The 17,903-nt window shown below is 66.5% G+C and carries 18 protein-coding genes; 7 read left to right on the top strand and 11 right to left on the bottom strand.

The features are described 5' to 3' along the window. The first annotated feature begins 448 nt into the window (after positions 1-448). Complete coding sequence (locus tag ACZLHH_RS01960) at positions 449-1,192, top strand: hypothetical protein (RefSeq protein WP_132808923.1); 744 nt, start codon at positions 449-451, stop codon at positions 1,190-1,192. Between the two features lie 117 nt (positions 1,193-1,309). Here the strand turns inward: ACZLHH_RS01960 and ACZLHH_RS01965 are convergent, their stop codons facing one another. The 6 genes from ACZLHH_RS01965 to rpsU form a co-directional block, all read right to left on the bottom strand. Then, positions 1,310-2,281, bottom strand: coding sequence for a bile acid:sodium symporter family protein (locus ACZLHH_RS01965; RefSeq protein WP_049421191.1), 972 nt, complete (start codon positions 2,279-2,281; stop codon positions 1,310-1,312). A 28-nt stretch (positions 2,282-2,309) separates the two neighbouring features. Next, positions 2,310-2,810: a protein tyrosine phosphatase family protein gene (locus ACZLHH_RS01970; RefSeq protein WP_049461904.1), complete on the bottom strand. Its 501-nt coding sequence runs from the start codon at positions 2,808-2,810 to the stop codon at positions 2,310-2,312. 27 nt (positions 2,811-2,837) lie between these two features. After that, a complete protein-coding gene (gene dnaG, locus ACZLHH_RS01975) occupies positions 2,838-4,577 on the bottom strand; it encodes a DNA primase (protein WP_071227447.1) in 1,740 nt (579 codons plus the stop codon). A gap of 61 nt (positions 4,578-4,638) precedes the next feature. Next, on the bottom strand, positions 4,639-5,559 hold the full coding sequence (locus ACZLHH_RS01980; RefSeq protein WP_049461902.1) for a YihY/virulence factor BrkB family protein: 921 nt from the start codon (positions 5,557-5,559) through the stop codon (positions 4,639-4,641). A gap of 105 nt (positions 5,560-5,664) precedes the next feature. Continuing rightward, positions 5,665-6,108, bottom strand: a complete 444-nt coding sequence (locus tag ACZLHH_RS01985; protein ID WP_005415013.1) for a GatB/YqeY domain-containing protein — start codon at positions 6,106-6,108, stop codon at positions 5,665-5,667. A 133-nt stretch (positions 6,109-6,241) separates the two neighbouring features. Continuing rightward, on the bottom strand, positions 6,242-6,457 hold the full coding sequence (rpsU, locus tag ACZLHH_RS01990; RefSeq protein ID WP_002808376.1) for a 30S ribosomal protein S21: 216 nt from the start codon (positions 6,455-6,457) through the stop codon (positions 6,242-6,244). A gap of 166 nt (positions 6,458-6,623) precedes the next feature. On the opposite strand from rpsU, the gene tsaD reads away from it, so the two are divergent. Beyond that, on the top strand, positions 6,624-7,649 hold the full coding sequence (gene tsaD, locus ACZLHH_RS01995; RefSeq protein ID WP_049461901.1) for a tRNA (adenosine(37)-N6)-threonylcarbamoyltransferase complex transferase subunit TsaD: 1,026 nt from the start codon (positions 6,624-6,626) through the stop codon (positions 7,647-7,649). A 142-nt stretch (positions 7,650-7,791) separates the two neighbouring features. Here the strand turns inward: tsaD and ACZLHH_RS02000 are convergent, their stop codons facing one another. Continuing rightward, positions 7,792-8,457 (bottom strand): hypothetical protein, encoded by a 666-nt coding sequence (locus ACZLHH_RS02000; RefSeq protein ID WP_049461900.1) that lies wholly within the window; start codon positions 8,455-8,457, stop codon positions 7,792-7,794. Between the two features lie 360 nt (positions 8,458-8,817). On the opposite strand from ACZLHH_RS02000, the gene folB reads away from it, so the two are divergent. The 4 genes from folB (at position 8,818) to ACZLHH_RS02020 (ending at position 13,482) form a co-directional block, all read left to right on the top strand. After that, positions 8,818-9,171, top strand: a complete 354-nt coding sequence (folB, locus tag ACZLHH_RS02005; protein ID WP_025878255.1) for a dihydroneopterin aldolase — start codon at positions 8,818-8,820, stop codon at positions 9,169-9,171. Positions 9,172-9,233: 62 nt separating this feature from the next. Then, positions 9,234-10,505 carry a mechanosensitive ion channel family protein gene (locus tag ACZLHH_RS02010; RefSeq protein ID WP_049461899.1) on the top strand — a complete coding sequence of 424 codons (1,272 nt, stop codon included), beginning with the start codon at positions 9,234-9,236 and terminating at the stop codon, positions 10,503-10,505. 128 nt (positions 10,506-10,633) lie between these two features. Beyond that, positions 10,634-12,808, top strand: a complete 2,175-nt coding sequence (locus ACZLHH_RS02015; protein WP_049461898.1) for a glycoside hydrolase family 3 N-terminal domain-containing protein — start codon at positions 10,634-10,636, stop codon at positions 12,806-12,808. 131 nt (positions 12,809-12,939) lie between these two features. Then, the gene (locus tag ACZLHH_RS02020; protein WP_049461897.1) at positions 12,940-13,482 is read left to right on the top strand and encodes a hypothetical protein; all 543 of its coding nucleotides are present in this window, start codon (positions 12,940-12,942) and stop codon (positions 13,480-13,482) included. 70 nt (positions 13,483-13,552) lie between these two features. On the opposite strand, the gene ACZLHH_RS02025 is transcribed toward ACZLHH_RS02020, so the two are convergent. Continuing rightward, positions 13,553-14,722 (bottom strand): PQQ-dependent sugar dehydrogenase, encoded by a 1,170-nt coding sequence (locus tag ACZLHH_RS02025; RefSeq protein ID WP_049461896.1) that lies wholly within the window; start codon positions 14,720-14,722, stop codon positions 13,553-13,555. Between the two features lie 168 nt (positions 14,723-14,890). On the opposite strand from ACZLHH_RS02025, the gene yiaA reads away from it, so the two are divergent. Continuing rightward, complete coding sequence (gene yiaA, locus ACZLHH_RS02030) at positions 14,891-15,343, top strand: inner membrane protein YiaA (protein ID WP_049461895.1); 453 nt, start codon at positions 14,891-14,893, stop codon at positions 15,341-15,343. Positions 15,344-15,395: 52 nt separating this feature from the next. On the opposite strand, the gene ACZLHH_RS02035 is transcribed toward yiaA, so the two are convergent. The 3 genes from ACZLHH_RS02035 to ACZLHH_RS02045 all read right to left on the bottom strand — a co-directional run bounded on the left by ACZLHH_RS02035 (position 15,396) and on the right by ACZLHH_RS02045 (position 17,895). Next, positions 15,396-15,725 (bottom strand): hypothetical protein, encoded by a 330-nt coding sequence (locus ACZLHH_RS02035; RefSeq protein WP_049461894.1) that lies wholly within the window; start codon positions 15,723-15,725, stop codon positions 15,396-15,398. A gap of 110 nt (positions 15,726-15,835) precedes the next feature. Continuing rightward, on the bottom strand, positions 15,836-17,137 hold the full coding sequence (locus ACZLHH_RS02040; protein ID WP_049461893.1) for an APC family permease: 1,302 nt from the start codon (positions 17,135-17,137) through the stop codon (positions 15,836-15,838). After that, entirely contained in the window at positions 17,134-17,895 is a 762-nt protein-coding gene (locus ACZLHH_RS02045; protein ID WP_049461892.1) for a L,D-transpeptidase family protein, read from the bottom strand. Before ACZLHH_RS02045 ends, ACZLHH_RS02040 begins: the two co-directional genes overlap by 4 nt. Positions 17,896-17,903 lie beyond the last annotated feature (8 nt).

The raw sequence follows: 17,903 nt of genomic DNA on the forward strand, positions 1-17,903 counted from the left end.
CCAGACCGGATCATCAACAGTAGATACACAGGTATTGCGGGATGACTCGCAATTCTGTGGAGCAATCAATGAGATGTCATGTTTCTCTGCCCATCGTTCTGTGTGCCGCGCTTACCAGCCTGGCTGGCAATGCGGCAGCAGAAATAAAAGCACTGAGTCGGGCCAACTGCATTGGATTCATCAACGAATCCGTGACCTATGAACGGCCCCAGTTTCGCAATTTTCAGGGGTCGGCCGTAACTAGGCACGTTCCCCTCGGGAACATTGAGCCGAAGCATGCTTTCGGTGCGCCTAACAATGGACTGTACTCCTGGCGATTTTACGCAGGCGATGGCAGTGATCCAGAACGAATGGTTGTTCACGGATATCACACATGGGTGCTGGGCGGACGCGTATTTACGCAACCCATGAGTGCGGTCGATTGCCAGCTTTCGGAGTGGTGAGCATCATGAAGATTCTTTGCTTTATCGCATTCTCGCTGGCCATGTCGATGTCAGCTCAAGCATCCCAGAATGAACCTGCTCCCGATGCGGTAGGGAGCTGGCTACACCAACGCGCCATGCAGGCTGCAATGCAGGAGGCCTCGGCAATGGGAAGATCGTCCGCCAGCGTGGGCAGCTACCAGATGGTGAAACTGGCAGACCTTGATGCCCCCCGAGAAGTGAAGCAGCAGCTTCGCGATGACATCGAACGATCCAACGGTGTCGTGCGGGTTGCAGCAGGGAGCATCCCAACGCAGGCCGAAATGCTGGCTGCCGTGCCGCGGACTCACCGCTCAACTCCAGAACTACGCCAGCGCCTGCCGCAGCCCCCCAGCAGGCTGGAAAGCAGCCTGCTGGGCGCAGCCGAGATGATTGGCATGGAGCCCAGTGGTGCGTTGGAGGGTGGAAAGTCCTCGGGCTTGAGCCGTTTCTACCGGCTGGAGGGTGTCGGCATCGTGGAGTTCAGCGAGAACAACTTCCTCGCTGCGGGCATGCAGATCGAGGTCATCGCGGAGGCGCAGAACACCGTGGTGGACGGCAAGCCCGCTCACCTCGGGAAGGTTGTGGATAGTGTCGGCCGTACTCGGGTTGAGCTTGCCTGGACGGGAGACAGCAAGACCTACAGTCTGACCGTCACGGGCGAGCCGGGCAGCGACGTGGAGCGCAACGCCCGAGTGCTGCACGACATCGCCGCGGCCATCGTGGATTAGCGGCGGCGTATGCGTCATCCACGCATGGCGTGGATCTACTGCGGGTTCACGCCATCCGCGGTTTGGTAGATCCACGCCGCGCGTGGATGGGCTCTCTACAAAAACCCGCGCGCCCAATCAGGGCGCGCGCTTCGCATACCGTTGCGCGATCACACCGCAGACGATCAGCTGGATCTGGTGGTAGATCATCACCGGCAGCACGATCGCGCCGAGGCTTCCACCGGCGAACAGCACCTTGGCGATCGGCACGCCGGTGGCCAGGCTCTTCTTCGAGCCGCAGAAGACGATGGCGATCTCGTCCTCGCGATTGAAGCGCAGGCGACGCGCGATGAAGGTGATCAGCGGCATCGCGATGCCCAGCAGCACGGCGGCCACGACCGCCACGGCCAGCAGCGAGAGCAGCGGCGTTTTGCTCCACAGACCCTCGGTGACGGCTTCGCCGAACGCCGAATACACCACCAGCAGGATCGTGCCCTGGTCGGTATAGCGCAGCAGCGCGCGCTGCTTCTCCACCCAGCCGGCGATCCACGGCCGCAGCAGGTGGCCGGCCACGAAGGGCACCAGCAGCTGCAGCATGATGCCGCCGATCGCATGCAGCGGGTCGTGCACGCCGCCGGAGGTACCGGCCAGTGCGGTCAGCAGCAGCGGGGTCAGGAACACGCCGAGGATGCTCGACAGCGAGGCGCTGCACACCGCAGCGGGTACGTTGCCGCGTGCCATCGAGGTGAACGCGATGGACGACTGCACGGTGGAGGGCAGGGTGCACAGGAACAGCACGCCCAGGTACAGCTCCGGCGTCAGCAGCCAGCCCGACAGAGGCTTGAACATCAGCCCCAGCAGCGGGAACAGGATGAAGGTGCAGGCCAGGATGGTCAGGTGCAGCCGCCAGTGCAGCATGCCGCCGATGATCGACTCGCGCGGCAGGCGCGCGCCATGCAGGAAGAACAGCGCGGCGATGGCGACGGTGGTGACATCGTCGAGCACGATGGCGGCGGCGCCCTTCATCGGCAGCAGCGAGGCCAGGCCGACGGTGCACAGCAGGGCGAGGGTGAAGTTGTCCGGTCGCAGGCGCGACCACCAGCGGGTCATGGTGGGCAGAGTCCTTGGTGCGGAGGGTTCAGGGCGAGGTGACCGGCGTGGCCAGGCGCTGGCGGGTGGCGGCTTCCAGCGACTTCAGGCCAGCACGCTGGCCCAGCTGAAGGGCCTGTTCGGGGCTGGCATGTTCGTAGCGTGCATTGACCAGGCCGAGCACGGCACCGGCGCGGTTGCCGGACGCACAGTGCAGCAGCACCGGCCCCTGGCTCTGCTGCAGGGCCTGGTGCACGGCACGGATGTTGGCCGCATCCAGGCCGTCGGCACCGGCCACCGGAATGCGTACGTAGCGCAGGCCCAGTGATTCGGCTACGCGGGTTTCATCAAAACCCCGGTCCTCGTCGGGCTGGCGCAGGTCGATCACGGTGCGCACGCCCTGTGCGGCCAAGGCCTGCAGCTGTGCGGCGCTGGGCTGGCCGCCGGCGTACAGGCCGGGGCGGACTTCGTTGAGGGGCGCGTCTTCGGCCAGGGCCGTCAGCGGCAGGCAGAGCGACAACAACAGCAGGCAGGTCAGGCGCAGCAGCATGGTCCTCTCCGTGAAAACGTTCTGCCGCTACAGGCGCAGTCCGGCGCGCGCCTTCAGCAGCTCGCGCAGTTCGTACTTGTCAGTATCGTCCAGGCCCTGCTGGCGCTGCTTTGCCAACAACTCCTCCAGACGTTGCACCAGCAGCTGTTTCTCCAGCTGGGCCACGGCGTCGTGCAGTTCCTGGGTCCAGCTGGCCTCGGTGCCAGGCAGTGTCTGCGCAGCCAGCGTGTGCAGTGATGCCTGTTCCTCGCGCCCGTCGAAGTGCTCCAGCAGGGCGCCGGTGCTGATGTCCGGGCGCTGTTCGACCAGTCCCAGCAGCTCCAGCAGCAGTTCCACGCCGGGCAGGCGCAGGCCCTGGAAGTGATGCTTGCCGCCCAGCGTCAGCGCCAGCGACGGCTGCTGCAGCAGCACGGCGATCGCGCCGCGCACCAGACTGCGCTTGGCCACGGGCTGGATCGTCCGCTGCGGCTGCCGTTGCGGCATCGGCGCGCGCGTGACCTGGGCAGTACCGCCCAGGCCGGTCAGCTGCGCCAGCTGCTGCTTCATCAGGTCGCCGAAGGCACCGTCGGGAATCTGCGCCAGCATCGGCTTGGCCCGCTCGGCCAGGCGTGCCTTGCCATCGAGCGTGCCCAGATTGATCTCGCGGGTCAGTTCGTCGAAGAAGAACTGCGACAGCGGCGTGGCCTGCTTCAGGCGCTCGTTGAACGCCTCGGCGCCTTCCTTGCGCACGATGGTGTCCGGGTCTTCGCCATCGGGCAGGAACAGGAAGAAGGCCTGGCGGCCATCCTTCATGCGCGGCAGCACCGACTCCAGCGCCTTCCAGCCGGCGCGGCGGCCGGCGGCGTCGCCGTCGAAGCAGAAGAACACATCCGGTGCGTTGCGGAACAGCAGCTCCGCATGGTCCGGCGTGGTCGCGGTGCCCAGTGTTGCCACCGCCTGGGTGACCCCGAACTGGAACAGCGAGACCACGTCCATGTAGCCCTCGACCACGATCAGCCGCTCGATCTTCTGGTTGGCCTGGCGCACCTGCCACAGGCCGTACAGTTCGCGGCCCTTGTGGAACAGCGCGGTCTCGGGCGAGTTGAGGTACTTGGGGCCGTCGTCCTTCTCGAACACGCGGCCGCCGAAGGCGATGACCCGGCCGCGGCGGTCGAAGATCGGGAACATCACCCGGTCGCGGAACTTGTCGTAGACGTGACCGCGATCGTTCTTGGAGAACAGGCCGGCGCGGTCGAGCAGCTTCATCCGCCGCTCGTCCTTGCCCAACGCATCGCGCAGGCCGCTGTAGCCATCCGGCGCGTAGCCGATCTGGAAGCGCGCGCGGTTCTCTTCATCCACGCCGCGGCCATCCAGGTAGCTGCGGGCCTTGTCGCTGCCCTGCAGGTTGCTCTGGAAAAACTTCGTGGCCGCCTCAAGCGCCGAGTACAGCTCGCGGCTGTCGTCCTGCTGCTGGGGGCTGCGCGGGTTCTCGCTGCGCGGCACTTCCATGCCGGCGCGCTTGGCCAGTTCATCCACCGCGTCGAGGAACTCGAGGCGGTCGTAGTTCATCAGGAAGCTGATCGCGGTGCCGTGCGCGCCACAACCGAAGCAGTGATAGAACTGCTTGGTGGGCGAGACCGTGAACGACGCCGAGCGCTCGTCATGGAACGGGCAGCGGGCGGCGTACTCCTTGCCCTGGCGCTTCAACGGCACGCGGCTGCCCACCACCTCGACGATGTCGGTGCGGGCCAGCAGATCGTCGATGAAAGCGTCGGGGATACGGGCCATGGGCAACAGGGCAGGGCGCGGTACAGGACCACGCGACGGAACCGGGGGCGGTTGCCCTAGTTTACCCCCTGTCGGGCACCTGGCTGGCGGTGGCCGGATCGATGCCGGCGGCGGCCAGGTGATGGCGCGCGCGCAGGCGCTCATCGATCACCGCGGTCATCAGCGCGCCAACGAAGAACACGACGGTCGCGTAATAGATCCAGACCAGTGAGATCACCAGCGCGCCCATCGAGCCGTAGGCACTGCCGGGGGCCACGGTGGCGATGTAGACGCCGATGCCGTAGCGGCCCAGTGCGAACAGTGCCGAGGTGATGACGCCGCCGATGAAGGCCTGGCGCCACGCCACGCGACGGTCGGGCAGGTAGTGGTACATGAAGGCGAAGCCGACTGCGTAAAGCAGCAGGCTGGTGACGTACCCCAGCGCGGGCAGGATCGAAGGCAGTTGCGCGAAGGCCACCTGCAGCACCGTGGTGGCGGTCATCGACAGGATCAGCAGGAAGCCCAGCGCCAGCACGACGCCGAACGAGAACACGCGCTTGCGCAGCCAGGCCTTGAGGCCTTCCAGGCGCTCGCCGCTGGTGCGGAAGATCAGGTTCAGTGCGTTCTGCAGCTGGGCGAACACGGCGGTGGCGCCGACGAACAGCAGCAGCGTGCTCCACACACCCGCCAGCGAGCCGACATCCGGCTGGTTGTCGGCGTTCCTCAGAACGGTTTCGGCCACGGTAGCCGCGCTGCTGCCGGCCACCGAGCTGATCTGGTCGATCAGTGCTTGCTGGGCCGGTGGGTACAGCGAGGCGGTCAGCCACAGCAGCAGCACCAGCAACGGCGCCATCGACAGCAGCGCGTAGAAGGAGACGGAAGCTGCTTGGGTCAGCACGTCGACGTCGATGAAGCGCTTGGCCACCGCCATCGGGAAGCTGTCCTGCAGGCGCTTGATGTACTTGTGCAGTGACACGTGAACGTTGGGCTCGGGTTCAACCATGTGTGCGGTTGTAGCAGGCGAGCGACGAAGGTGCGGTGAAGCGAGTGCATCAATGGGGTCAGAGCCCTTCCGCGTCGCGGAAGGGATCCGACCCCAAGTGCTGGATTACGCCAGCTGCTGCTTGACCAGCTTGGACACCAGGCCCATGTCGGCCTGGCCGGCGAGCTTGGGCTTCAGTGCGCCCATCAGCTTGCCCATGTCGGCCGGGCCGGAGGCGCCGGTTTCGGCGATGGCGGCCTGGATGGCGGCCACGATCTCGGCTTCGCCCATCTTGGCCGGCAGGTAGGCTTCGATGACCACGATCTCGGCGCGCTCGATCTCGGCCAGGTCCTCGCGGTTGGCGGCCTCGTACTGGCTGACCGAGTCCTTGCGCTGCTTGACCATCTTGTCGAGCACGGCGATCACGGCGGTGTCATCCAGTTCGATGCGCTCGTCCACTTCACGCTGCTTGATGGCGGCGTTGATCAGGCGGATCACGCCCAGCTTGTGCTTCTCGCCCGCCTTCATGGCGGCCTTCATGTCTTCGGTGAGCTGCTGCTTCATGCTCATGAGGAACCTCGTGGTGGTAGGTGGGGCGGGGCGGATGCCCGAACCCGGAAACGCAAAAAGCCGGCGACGCTCGCGCGTGCCGGCTTCGGCTCCATCGCGACAGGCAAGCCCGCCGCAATGAAGATGCGTCCGATCAGTACAGGCGCTGACGCTTGGTGACGTCGCGCGACGAGCGGCGCAGCTGACGCTTCACAGCAGCGGCGGCCTTGCGCTTGCGCTCCTGGGTCGGCTTTTCGTAGAACTCGCGCTTGCGGGTTTCGGCCAGCACACCGGCCTTTTCGCAAGTGCGCTTGAAGCGGCGAAGAGCAAACTCGAAGGGCTCGTTCTCGCGGACTTTGACGCTGGGCATGGAATCTCCGGGACACAGTAGAACCGGGTCACGCCCGGCGAGCCGCACATTATAGCGGCGAATAGACAAACTGCAAGCGGCCAACCCTGAATACGGGCCGGCGGTTCGAAAGCAGTGAGATCTGCACGTCCCCCGAGGGGGCGGCAGGGGCGTCATAATAGCAGGCATGCGAGTCCTTGGCATCGAATCTTCCTGTGATGAGACCGGCGTGGCGGTGTATGACACCGACCTGGCCGGCAGCGCGGCCCTGCGCGCCCATGCGGTCTACAGCCAGATCGCCCTGCACGCCGAATACGGTGGTGTGGTGCCCGAACTGGCCAGCCGCGACCACGTCCGCAAGCTGCTGCCGCTGGTGCGCCAGACCCTGGCCGACGCCGGTCTGGGTGTAGGTGATATCGACGGCGTGGCCTATACGGCCGGTCCCGGTCTGGTCGGCGCACTGCTGGTCGGCGCGGGCGTGGCGCGGTCGCTGGCCTGGGCGCTGGAGGTGCCGGCGGTGGGCGTACACCATATGGAAGGCCACCTGCTGGCCCCGCTGATGGAGGACGACCCGCCGGAAGCGCCGTTCGTGGCGCTGCTGGTGTCCGGTGGCCATACCCAGCTGGTGGCGGTGGACGCGATCGGCCAGTACCGCCTGCTGGGCGAGACCCTGGACGACGCGGCCGGCGAGGCCTTCGACAAGACCGCCAAGCTGATGGGCCTGCCGTACCCGGGTGGCCCGCAGCTGGCCAGGCTGGCCGAGCAGGGCACGCCGGGCGTGTACCGCTTCGCGCGACCGATGACCGACCGCCCGGGGCTGGATTTCAGCTTCTCCGGCCTGAAGACCCAGGTCCTGATGGCCTGGCGCGACAGTGACCAGAGCGAGCAGACCCGTGCCGACATCGCCCGGGGCTTTGAGGACGCGGTGGTCGAGACCCTGTCGATCAAGTGCGAACGCGCGCTGGAAGCGGCCGGCACCAACGTGATCGTGGTGGCTGGAGGTGTTGGCGCCAACAAGCGCCTGCGCGCACGCCTGCAGCAGATGGCCGAGCGTCTCGGCGGCCGTGCCTGCTTCCCGCGGCCGGCGTTGTGCACCGACAACGGCGCGATGATCGCCTTCGCCGGCGCGCTGCGGCTGCAGGCCGGCCAGTACAGCCCGCCGAAGGTGGATGTGACCCCGCGCTGGGACATGGCGACCCTGCCGGCGGTCTGAGCCCCCCGGCCGCGCGAACCGCTCGATCGGCGTTTGTAGAGTCGAGCTTGCTCGACTGGGCGCAATGACGGACACAGAGCAGTCGAGCAAGCTCGACTCTACAGGCAGGCCTCCGTAGCGCCGGGCCACGCCCGGCTACACATTACGGACGCCCTGCCAATGGCGACGCCGCCAACACCGTTGTCGCCCGCTCATGGCGCTGCAGCCAGCCCAGCGTATGCGGGCAGCGGGCGTGGATCAGCCGCCCGATCGCCGCCAGGTCGGCACCGATGTCGCGTTCCAGGATGGGTTCGTGGTGCGCGATGCGGTTGCGCAGGTGGCGAATGCGTCCGATGTCAGAGTGGATGGCTTTTCTGATGACGCTGGGATGAGCTGAGGGTGCATGCCGCAGAACTCCATTGAGTGCGGGTATCCATAGCGTGTCGTCGAAGCGACAGGTGAAAAGCTGCTGCCAGAACACCATCGGCAGCTTGGCGACGATTTCGGGTGTATCGGTCGTGCGGCCAGCAACCTGTTCCAGTGCTGCACGTGCGGAAGTACAGGACGAGGTTGGCAGCCTGCGTCGGAAGGCATCATTCCAGGGCCAACGCGGGCCATGCTGCCGGGCGAGCACGGTAGCAGCGGCGTTACGGGTGACCACTTCGCACAGATGGACCGGCATCATCAGTGCACCGCACATCCGCATGTTCCAGAGGTACAGGGATTCGGCCGTGACGTCGGGGCTGCAGGTCGATGCGATTCTCTCGTAAGTAGACAGACGCTCCGCTGACAACGCGCGCCGCAGTACATCGTGTGGAGCCATCGTCATGTGCGGTGGTGAAGGAGGGATCGATGTTCGCGAGAGTGGGCGGCGGCCACCATCAGGGAACGTCGTTGTCTGCGCGGCTGATTCTCTGCGTTTGACCTCGGACGACTACCTGATCTGCCCTGTCGGAATTGGCCTTGACCGGTGATCTCGTCTTTACCTAATCTGCGTGCCTGCGCCACCGGGACCCGCGGCTGTTCAACAGCTCCCCCCGGGGACAAACGGTAGTACCAAAGGGCCCTGCTAGCGGGGTCCTTTGTCTTTTCTGGAGCCGCGCCCCTGCCGGCCACTCACCGCCCGTTCCGGGCAGGCTCACCGTCGTGCCGTTACCATGGCCCCCTGTATTCGGGCTGGTTAAGCGCAATGGACAAGGTTTTCATCGAGGGGCTGACGATCGACGCCCTGATCGGTATCTACGATTGGGAACGACGGATCCGCCAGGACCTGGTGTTCGACCTGGAGATGGGCTTCGACAACCGTCGTCCGGCGGCCTCCGACGACATCGCCCACACCCTGAACTACAAGGCGGTCAGCAAGCGCCTGGAGCAGTTCGTGCGCGAGTCGGAATTCGGCCTGGTCGAAACCCTGGCCGAGCGCTGCGCACAGATCGTGCTGGACGAATTCGACGTGAAGTGGCTGCGCCTGAAACTGAGCAAGCCGGGCGCGGTGCGTGGCGCGCGCGCGGTGGGCGTGATCATCGAGCGCTCGCGGGACTGATCCGGTAGTGCCGGCCGCTGGCCGGCACCCCCAACAACAACGACAACGCAAGGAGACAACTGATGGTGGACGCGGTGGTGGCGGTACAGTGGCTGGAAAAGCTGCAGAACACACTGGAACCCTATCCCGGCGCCTACCTGGCGTTGATGATCTCGGCGCTGCTGATCGCTGCGGGCTTGGCCAACTGGGTTACCAAGCGCATCCTGGTGCGTGGCCTGCGGCGCCTGCTGCAGCGCCTGCCAGGTGCCGAGTCCGGGCGCGGCAGCCATCTGATGCGGGTCATCTCGCGCCTGTCCAACGTGGTGCCCAGCCAGGTGATCGCCTCGGGCATCACCCTCATTCCCGACCTGCCACCCGGCCTGGTCAACGTCATCATCAAGCTGTGCATCGTATGGGCCGTGCTGACGGTGTCGATGGCGTTCTCGCATGCGCTGGACGCGGCCAACAGCCTGTACGAACGCAAGCCCGATGCGCGCAACAAGCCGATCAAGGGCTACCTGCAGGTGGTCAAGATCGTGGTGTTCGTGGCCGCCGGCCTGTCCATCATCGCCACGCTGCTGGGGGTGAAACTGGGGCCGTTGGTGACCGGCCTGGGGGCGGCCACGGCGGTGCTGATGCTGATTTTCCAGGACACCATCCTGTCGCTGGTGGCCAGCGTGCAGATCAGTGGCGATGGCCGTGTGCGCATCGGCGACTGGATCGAAATGCCCAGCCAGAACGCCGACGGTGACGTCATCGATATCGCGCTGCACACCGTCACCGTGCAGAACTTCGATAAGACCATCACCACCATTCCGACCAAGAAGCTGGTGACCGAGTCGTTCAAGAACTGGCGCGGCATGCAGGAGGCCGGTGGCCGCCGCATCAAGCGCGCGCTGTACCTGGACCAGCACAGCGTCGGCTTCCTGGACGAAGGCGACTTGGCCTTCCTCGGCCAGTTCGCGCTGCTGCGTGATTACCTGCAGGAGAAGGAGCAGGAGCTTGGCCAGTGGAACGGGCGCCTGCGCGAGCAGGGCGTGGCCGAGGTCAACAGCCGCCGGGTGACCAACCTGGGTACCTTCCGGGCCTATGTGGAGCGTTACCTGCGCAGCCACCCGGGCATCCATACCGACATGACCCTGCTGGTACGCCAGCTGCAGCCGACCACCGAAGGCCTGCCGCTGGAGCTGTACTGCTTCACCCGCAGCACCGCCTGGGGCGAGTACGAGGCGGTGCAGTCGGACATCTTCGACCACCTGCTGGCGATCCTGCCGGCCTTCGGCCTGCGGGTATTCCAGGCCTCCAGCGACGCCATGTTGATGGCCGGGCAGCGCCAGCTGGCCGGCTCGGAGTAAGCTGCGGTGCCCCCGGCGGGGCCATACGGACCCCGCTGGTGGCTGAAACTGAATGAACAAACCCCTCGCCAAATCGCCCGGGATCGCTAGAATGCCGGGCTTGTAAACGTTTTCATCAAGGACTGCCGGTGGCCTCCGATCGCATCGAATCCCTCATTGCCCAGATGACCGTCGAGGAAAAGGTCGGCCAGCTGGGTGTCTTCGCGGACATGGTCCGCCCGTTCGCCCCGGACGTGAACCCGGAAGCCAACGTGCGCAATGCCGACCAGGTGCTGCAGCAGGTGCGCGAGGGCAAGGTCGGCTCGCTGTTCAATGGTGTGGGCGCCGAACTGGGCCGCCGGATCCAGCAGGTCGCCACCGAAGAGAGCCGCCTGGGCATCCCCGTGATCCTGGCGGCCGACGTCATCCACGGCATGCGTACCGTGTTCCCGATTCCGCTGGGCGAGGCCGCCAGCTTCGAGCCGGAGTTGGCCGAGCGCACCGCGCGCGCCACCGCCATCGAAGCGACGGCCGCTGGCCTGCACTGGACCTATGCGCCGGCCGTGGACATCGCCCGCGACCAGCGCTGGGGCCGTGGCGCCGAAGGTGCCGGTGAGGACGTGGTGCTGGGGTGTGCGTTCGCCGCCGCCCGCGTGCGTGGCTTCCAGGGCAGCGACCTGCGCGCCGCCGATTCGCTGCTGGCCACGCCGAAGCACTTCGCCGCCTACGGCGCGGTGATGGCGGGCATGGAATACAACATGGTGGACATCTCGCCGCAGACCCTGCGTGACGTGCATCTGCCGCCGTTCAAGGCCGCCTTCGATGCGGGCGCGATCACCGTGATGTCCTCGTTCAACGACATCAACGGCGTGCCGGCCAGTGCCAATGCCGAACTGCTGACCGACATCCTGCGCGGTGAGTGGAAGTTCCCGGGCGTGGTGATCTCCGACTACACCGCCGACATGGAACTGGTCGCGCACGGCTATGCCGCCGATGACCGTGATGCCACTGCCAAGGCGTTCACCGCCGGCCTGGACCTGAGCATGCAGAGCGGCTTCTACGCCGAACACCTGCCGGGCCTGGTCGAGAGCGGCGAAGTGCCAATGGCGGTGCTGGATGAAGGCGTGCGCCGCATCCTGTGGCTGAAGGAAACCATCGGCCTGTTCGACGACCCGTACCGTTCGCTGGACCCGGCGCGCGAAGCGGATACCTCGCACATTGCCGCACATGACGCACTGTCGCGCGATGCCGCGCGCCGTTCGATCGTGCTGCTGAACAACCGTGACAACGTACTGCCGCTGCAGAAGACCGGGCAGAAGATCGCGCTGATCGGCCCGTTCGTGCAGGACCGCGAGAACATTGAAGGCTGCTGGACGCTGTTCGGCGACAAGCAGCGTTACGTGGATCTGGAAACCGGCGTGCGCGCCGCCATCGGCGATGAAGCGCTGCTGGAGATCGTGCCGGGCTGCGAACTGGAAACTGCCATTCCGGGCGGCACCGAAGCCGCCGTGGCGGCCGCGCTGCGCGCCGACGTGGTGGTGCTGGCGCTGGGCGAACCGCAGCGCTACAGCGGTGAAGCGCAGTCGCGCGTGGAGATCACCCTGCCGCCGGCACAGCAGGCACTGGCCGAGGCGGTGGCGATGACCGGCAAGCCGCTGGTGGTGCTGCTGCGCAACGGCCGCGCGCTGGCACTGCAGGGCGCGGTGCGCAACGCGCACGCGGTGGCGGTCACCTGGTACCTGGGCACGCAGACCGGCCATGCCGTGGCTGATGTGCTGTTCGGCGACTACAGCCCGTCCGGCCGCCTGCCGGTCAGCTTCCCGCAGGTGTCCGGCCAGCAGCCGTACTTCTACAACCACCCGCGCACCGGCCGCCCGGAACTGCCGACCATGTCGGAGTTCAAGGCTCGCTGGCGCGAGATCCCGAATGAGCCGCTGTACCCGTTCGGCCACGGCATCGGTTACACCACCTTCGCCTACGGCGTGCCGCAGCTGAGTGCGGCGCAGCTCGGCTGGGACGACACCCTGACCATCACCACCACGCTGACCAACAGCGGCGACATGGCCGGCGAGGAAGTGGTGCAGCTGTACATCCACGACCGCGTGGCCAGCCGCGTGCGTCCGGTGCGTGAACTGAAGGACTTCCGCAAGGTGGCACTGCAGCCGGGCGAGTCGGCCGAAGTGGTATTCACCCTGACCCGCGAGCAGCTGGCGTTCACCGGCCGCGACGGCGTGCTGCGTGCCGAGCCGGGCCAGTTCGACCTGTGGGTCTGCGCCTCGTCGGCAGCAGGCGAAGCCGTGCAGTTCGAGCTGCTGAAGGCCTGATCGAAGAAAAAGGGGACGGAGGGGATTAAGTCGTTTGTGCCACTAACGACTTAATCCCCTCCGTCCCCTTTTTGTTGTCCTCACCGCGGCGGCGCTACCATCGGTGTTCTTGAACCGATGGATGTCCGCGCATGCGCACGATCGCTGTGTTGATTCCCGCCCTGTTGCTGGCGGCCTGTTCGCAGCCGGCACCGCCGGCCGAGCCTGCGGTGGACGCACCGCCGCCGATGGAGGCCAGTGCTGCGGCAACGCCTGCGGCACCTGCCGCTGAATCCGCTGCTTCGGCACCGACCGCGCCCGCAGCGGAAGCGACTACCGAAGACGCACGTGCGCGTATCGAGACCCTGCTCGGTGATGCCGCGCAGTACGAGAAGGTGTTCAACGCGTTCAAGACCGCGGTGGTCGGCGGTGATCGCGCTGCGGTGGTGGAGGAAGTGCGCTTCCCGCTGAATATCGCTAACGGAAGGAAGATCACCGGCCCCGGTGAGTTCCAGCGCAACTACGAGAAGATCATCACCCCGGCGGTGGTCAAGGCGGTGTCCGAACAGGACTTCGGCAAGGTCTTCGTCAACCAGCAGGGCGTGATGATCGGCGATGGCCAGGTGTGGTTGAACGGGCAGTGCCTGGACCAGGCCTGCACGAAGACCGAGGTGAAGGTCATCACCATCCAATGAACGCAGACGGCCCCGCGTGCGGGGCCGTTGCGGGAAAACGTGCCGGCCAGCGGCCGGCACTACCATCCTGTCAGGTTTTCGGGGTGAGCTTCAGCAGGCGCGCCTTGTTGCCATCTTCCAGCAGCCACAGGGCGCCATCCGGGCCCTGTTCCACTTCGCGGATGCGCTCGCCCATGTTGAAGCGTTCGGCTTCGCGCGCGCTGTCACCATCGAAGGCCACGCGCACCAGCGAGGTGGAGGACAGGCCACCGATGAAGCCGCTGCCCTTCCACTGCGGGAACAGGGTGCCGCTGTAGATCACGAAGCCGGCCGGCGAGATGACTGGCGTCCAGGTCACCTTCGGGGCGGCGAACTCCGGGCGGGTATCGTGGTCGGGAATCGGGCGGCCGTCGTAGTGGTTGCCGTTGGAGACGATCGGGTAGCCATAGTTGGCGCCGCGCACGATCAGGTTCAGCTCGTCGCCGCCGGCCGGGCCCATCTCGTGGGCCCACAGCTTGCCGTTGGCATCGAAGGCCATGCCGAGGATGTTGCGGTGGCCCAGTGACCACACCTGCGCGGCCACGCCGCCCTGCGAGGCGAACGGGTTGTCGGCGGGCAGGCTGCCATCATCGTTGAGGCGGATGATCTTGCCGAGGTTGCCGCCCATGTCCTGTGCCGGATCGAACTTCTGGCGCTCGCTGGAGCTGATCCACAGCTTGCCGTCCGGGCCGAAAGCAAGGCGATGGCCGTAGTGACCTTCACCACTCACCTTCGGGCTCTGTCGCCAGATCACCTTCAGGTCCTTCAGTTGGCCGGCACCGTTGGCATCCAGCGCCAGCGTGGCACGGGCCACGGCAGCGCCGCGGGTGTCCAGCGTGCCTTCCTCGGCATAGCTGAGATAGACCACGTGGTTGCTCGCGAATTGCGGGTGCAGGATCACGTCACCGAAGCCGCCCTGGCCGCCGTAAGCGACCTTCGGAACGCCGGTGATCTCGTGTTTCTGGCCACTGGCCAGGTCCAGGTGCTGCAGCTTTCCGCGCTTTTCGGTGACCAGCAGGCTGCCATCGGGCAGGAAGGTCATTGCCCACGGCTGGTCGAAACGACTGATTTCGGATGCGGTGAACGGTCGCTGGTCGGCAGTGGTGGAGGCTGCGGACGCTGCGGTCTGGGCCCCGTTGGCGGCCGGGTCGGCGGCATTGCAGGCGGAGGTGGCAAGGATCGGCACCAGGCCGAGGGCGAGCAGCAGGGGCGTGCGGGTCATGGGTATCTCCAGTGCGGGGATGCGGATGGCCGGGCTGTCCCTTGTATACCACTGGCGTCGTGAGCGTCGTGGCCCGAAGGTCCTGCGACCCCTGTGCGAGCGCGGCGGGATCGTCTAGGGTGGGCACGCCCGGGCAAAGCGTGCCCGTCTGCCTGCCAAGGATCTGCAATGAACACTGCCATGCCCCACAAGCCCTCCACCGCCTTCATCGCCGCCTCATGGGTGGCCCTGCTGCTGGGTGCGGCGGCCTACCTGATCGGTCTGTTCAACGCCACGATGGCGCTCAACGAAAAGGGCTACTACCTGACCCTGCTGCTGTTCGGCCTGTTCGCGGCGGTGTCGCTGCAGAAGAGCGTGCGTGACCGTGTCGAGGGAATCCCGGTGAGTGGCCTGTATTACGCGCTGTGCTGGTTCGCATTGCTGTCTGCGCTGTTGTTGCTGCTGGTTGGCCTGTGGAACGCCACCCTGGTGCTGAGCGAGAAGGGCTTCTACGGCATGGCCTTCGCGCTGTCGCTGTTCGGTGCGGTGGCGGTGCAGAAGAACACCCGCGACCTGATCGCCGCCGGTGGCGGTGAGAGCAAGCGCAGCACGGCCGTGCCGCCGCTGCCGGAACAGGAGTGATGCAGCAACGGTAGCGCCGGGCCATGCCCGGCGTTGCCGCATATCGGATCCGTCAGGGGCCGCGTGCCAGGCGCGGTTCCACCTGCCGCGCTTCCTCCCAGCCACGGCGAACGGCACTGCGTGCCTGCGCCCACTCCAGCCGGCTCTTGCCTCGTTCACTGGCCCAGCGTGATTCCAGCTCGCGTTCCACTTCCTCGTAGGCGCGGATCACGTCCTGCGCACGTGCGGCGTGGCCGATGCGGTAGGCCGGCTCGTAGTCCTCGAAGAACAGCTGGTCGTCGTAGTACGGCTCGGCCGTGTAGCGTTCGCGCCAGTAGTTACTGACCGCATCGCGCGGTGTGCTGTCGTCCGGTACGCGGCCGGGAATCTGGTACTCGGTCATGGAAGGCTCCGTTGTGGACGAAGCCTGATCATGCCTGCGTGGCGGTTAACGGCCCGGTCCGGCAGCGTGATCACCAGATCAATCCGCCGGGCATGGCCCGGCGCTATCGGTCATCCGGCGTCGGCATCTTTTCGCGGCAGTTTGTAGATCACTGCACCAATGGCGAACGCCACCAGCGCGGCGGCGATGTTCTGCCAGCTGGCACTGGCGAACAGCGCAACGCACAGCAGCAGCGCCAGCACCGGAATAAGCGGGCCGCCCGGCAGCTTCAATGCACCGGGGCGGTCGGCATAGCGCTTGGCCAGTACCAGCACTGCCGCGGCGGTACCGATGTAGGCGAACAGGCGCGTGGTCATCGACAGCAGCGCCAGCTGCACGAACGAACCCGACAGGGCCAGGCCGAGTGCGATCAGACCCTGGCACAGGATCGACGCGGCCGGCGTGTAAAAGCGCGGATGCACCTGGGCCAGGATCTTCGGGCCGTAGCCATCGCGGGCCAGCGCGAACAGGAAGCGCGGGCCCATCATCATCGTGTTGCTGTTGGTGCCGAGGATGGAGATGGTCGCGCCGATGGTCAGGATCAGCGCCAGTGCCTCGCCACCGAAGCCGGCGGCGGCATCGGCCAGCGGCGTGGCCGAGCTGGCCAGGCCGGCCAGCGTGCCCTGCGCCACCACCTGCACCGCGCCGTAGATGACGGTGACGGTGATGATCATGGTGATCAGGGCGAATGGAATATCGCGGCGCGGATTACGGTACTCGCCGGCGGCCGCCGGAATGTTCTCGAAGCCGGCGTAGGCGTACAGCAGCAGCAAGGCGGCTTCGCCCATGCGCTGCAGGTCATGCGGGTCCGGGCGCTGGCCGGAGAAGGCCAGTTGCGGATCGATGTAGAACGCACCGATGGCCACGAACAGCAGCAGCGGCAGCATCTTGCCGATCACCAGCACCACGCCGGTGCGCGCGGCCGAGCGCACGCCGATGATGTTGACGCCGGTGAGGAAGCCCAGCGACACCACGATCACCGCGATGCGGCCCATGCCGGCGCCGGCCCACGGCCAGAAGCGCGCGACCGCATCGGCCAGTGCATTGCTCAATGCGGCCGCCGAGCTGATGCGGGTCAACCAGATCATCCAGCCGATCTCGAACCCGGCGAATCGCCCGAACGCCTCACGGGCATACAGGTAGCTGCCACCGGGTTCATCGAAGTAGCTGGCGGCCTGCGCGTAGCACAGCACCAGCAGGGCAACGACGATGCCGGCGGCGACCACGCCCCACAGGCTGAAGGGGCCGAGCAGGGCGACGGTGGCGGCCGGCAGCAGGTAGATGCCGCTGCCGATCACATCGTTGATCGACAGGCCGACGATCTGCCAGCGGCTGACCGCGCGCTGCAGCTGCGGTTCGTCCTGCGCGCTCAACGGGCGTCTCCGCTCAGTGCGGGCAGCTGCCACTGTGCCTGCAGGCGCTTGTACTCGGCGCGCGGCAGCAGCACGAAGCGCGGCATATCCTGCGGGCGCAACCAGTCCAGCAGCGCCTGCATGCGTGGCTGCGGCATGGCGGTGCAGCCAGCCGTGGCCTCACCGGGCGCGCGCCACAGATGGGCGAAGATGCAGCTGCCCTTGCCGGGCTGGTTGTCCGGGTTATGGGCAATCACGAAGCCTTCCTGGTAGCGCACGTCGCCCTGGTTGTGAAGGTCCAGCCGCATCGGCTCGGTGGAGCCCTTGACCGCGGCGCTGCCGACCTTCTTTTCATCCACGATGCGGTTGTAGAACGGAGAGCCGGACACATCCATGCAGTAGCTGCTTTCAAGCATGGGCTGGTAGGCCATCGCGGTGCCGGGGCGGGTGATGGCATAGCCGAAGGCGCTGCCGAGCGCGAACACGCCGGCCGGGCTGCGGCCATCGCCTTCCTGCTTCTGCGGGCCGTCGGCCTGTGCCGGATGCAGGCCCAGGCCCCAGGCGCTGCCGGTACGGCCGAGCGCCACCGGGAACGCCTGTCCATGCGCGTGCCAGCCCTTGCCATCGCGCACATAGGCCTGCAGCTGGCCCTCGGTGCTGTCCCAGCCATCGCTGGTGACCACGATCAGCTGGCGCGCACCATCCAGCGGCGCCGCGTATACGGACACCGCTGCAGCAAGCAGCAGCGCAGCGGTAGCGAGGCGGACCAGCGATTTCATCAACGTGC

This window comes from Stenotrophomonas sp. 28608_Sma (genome assembly GCF_056486185.1).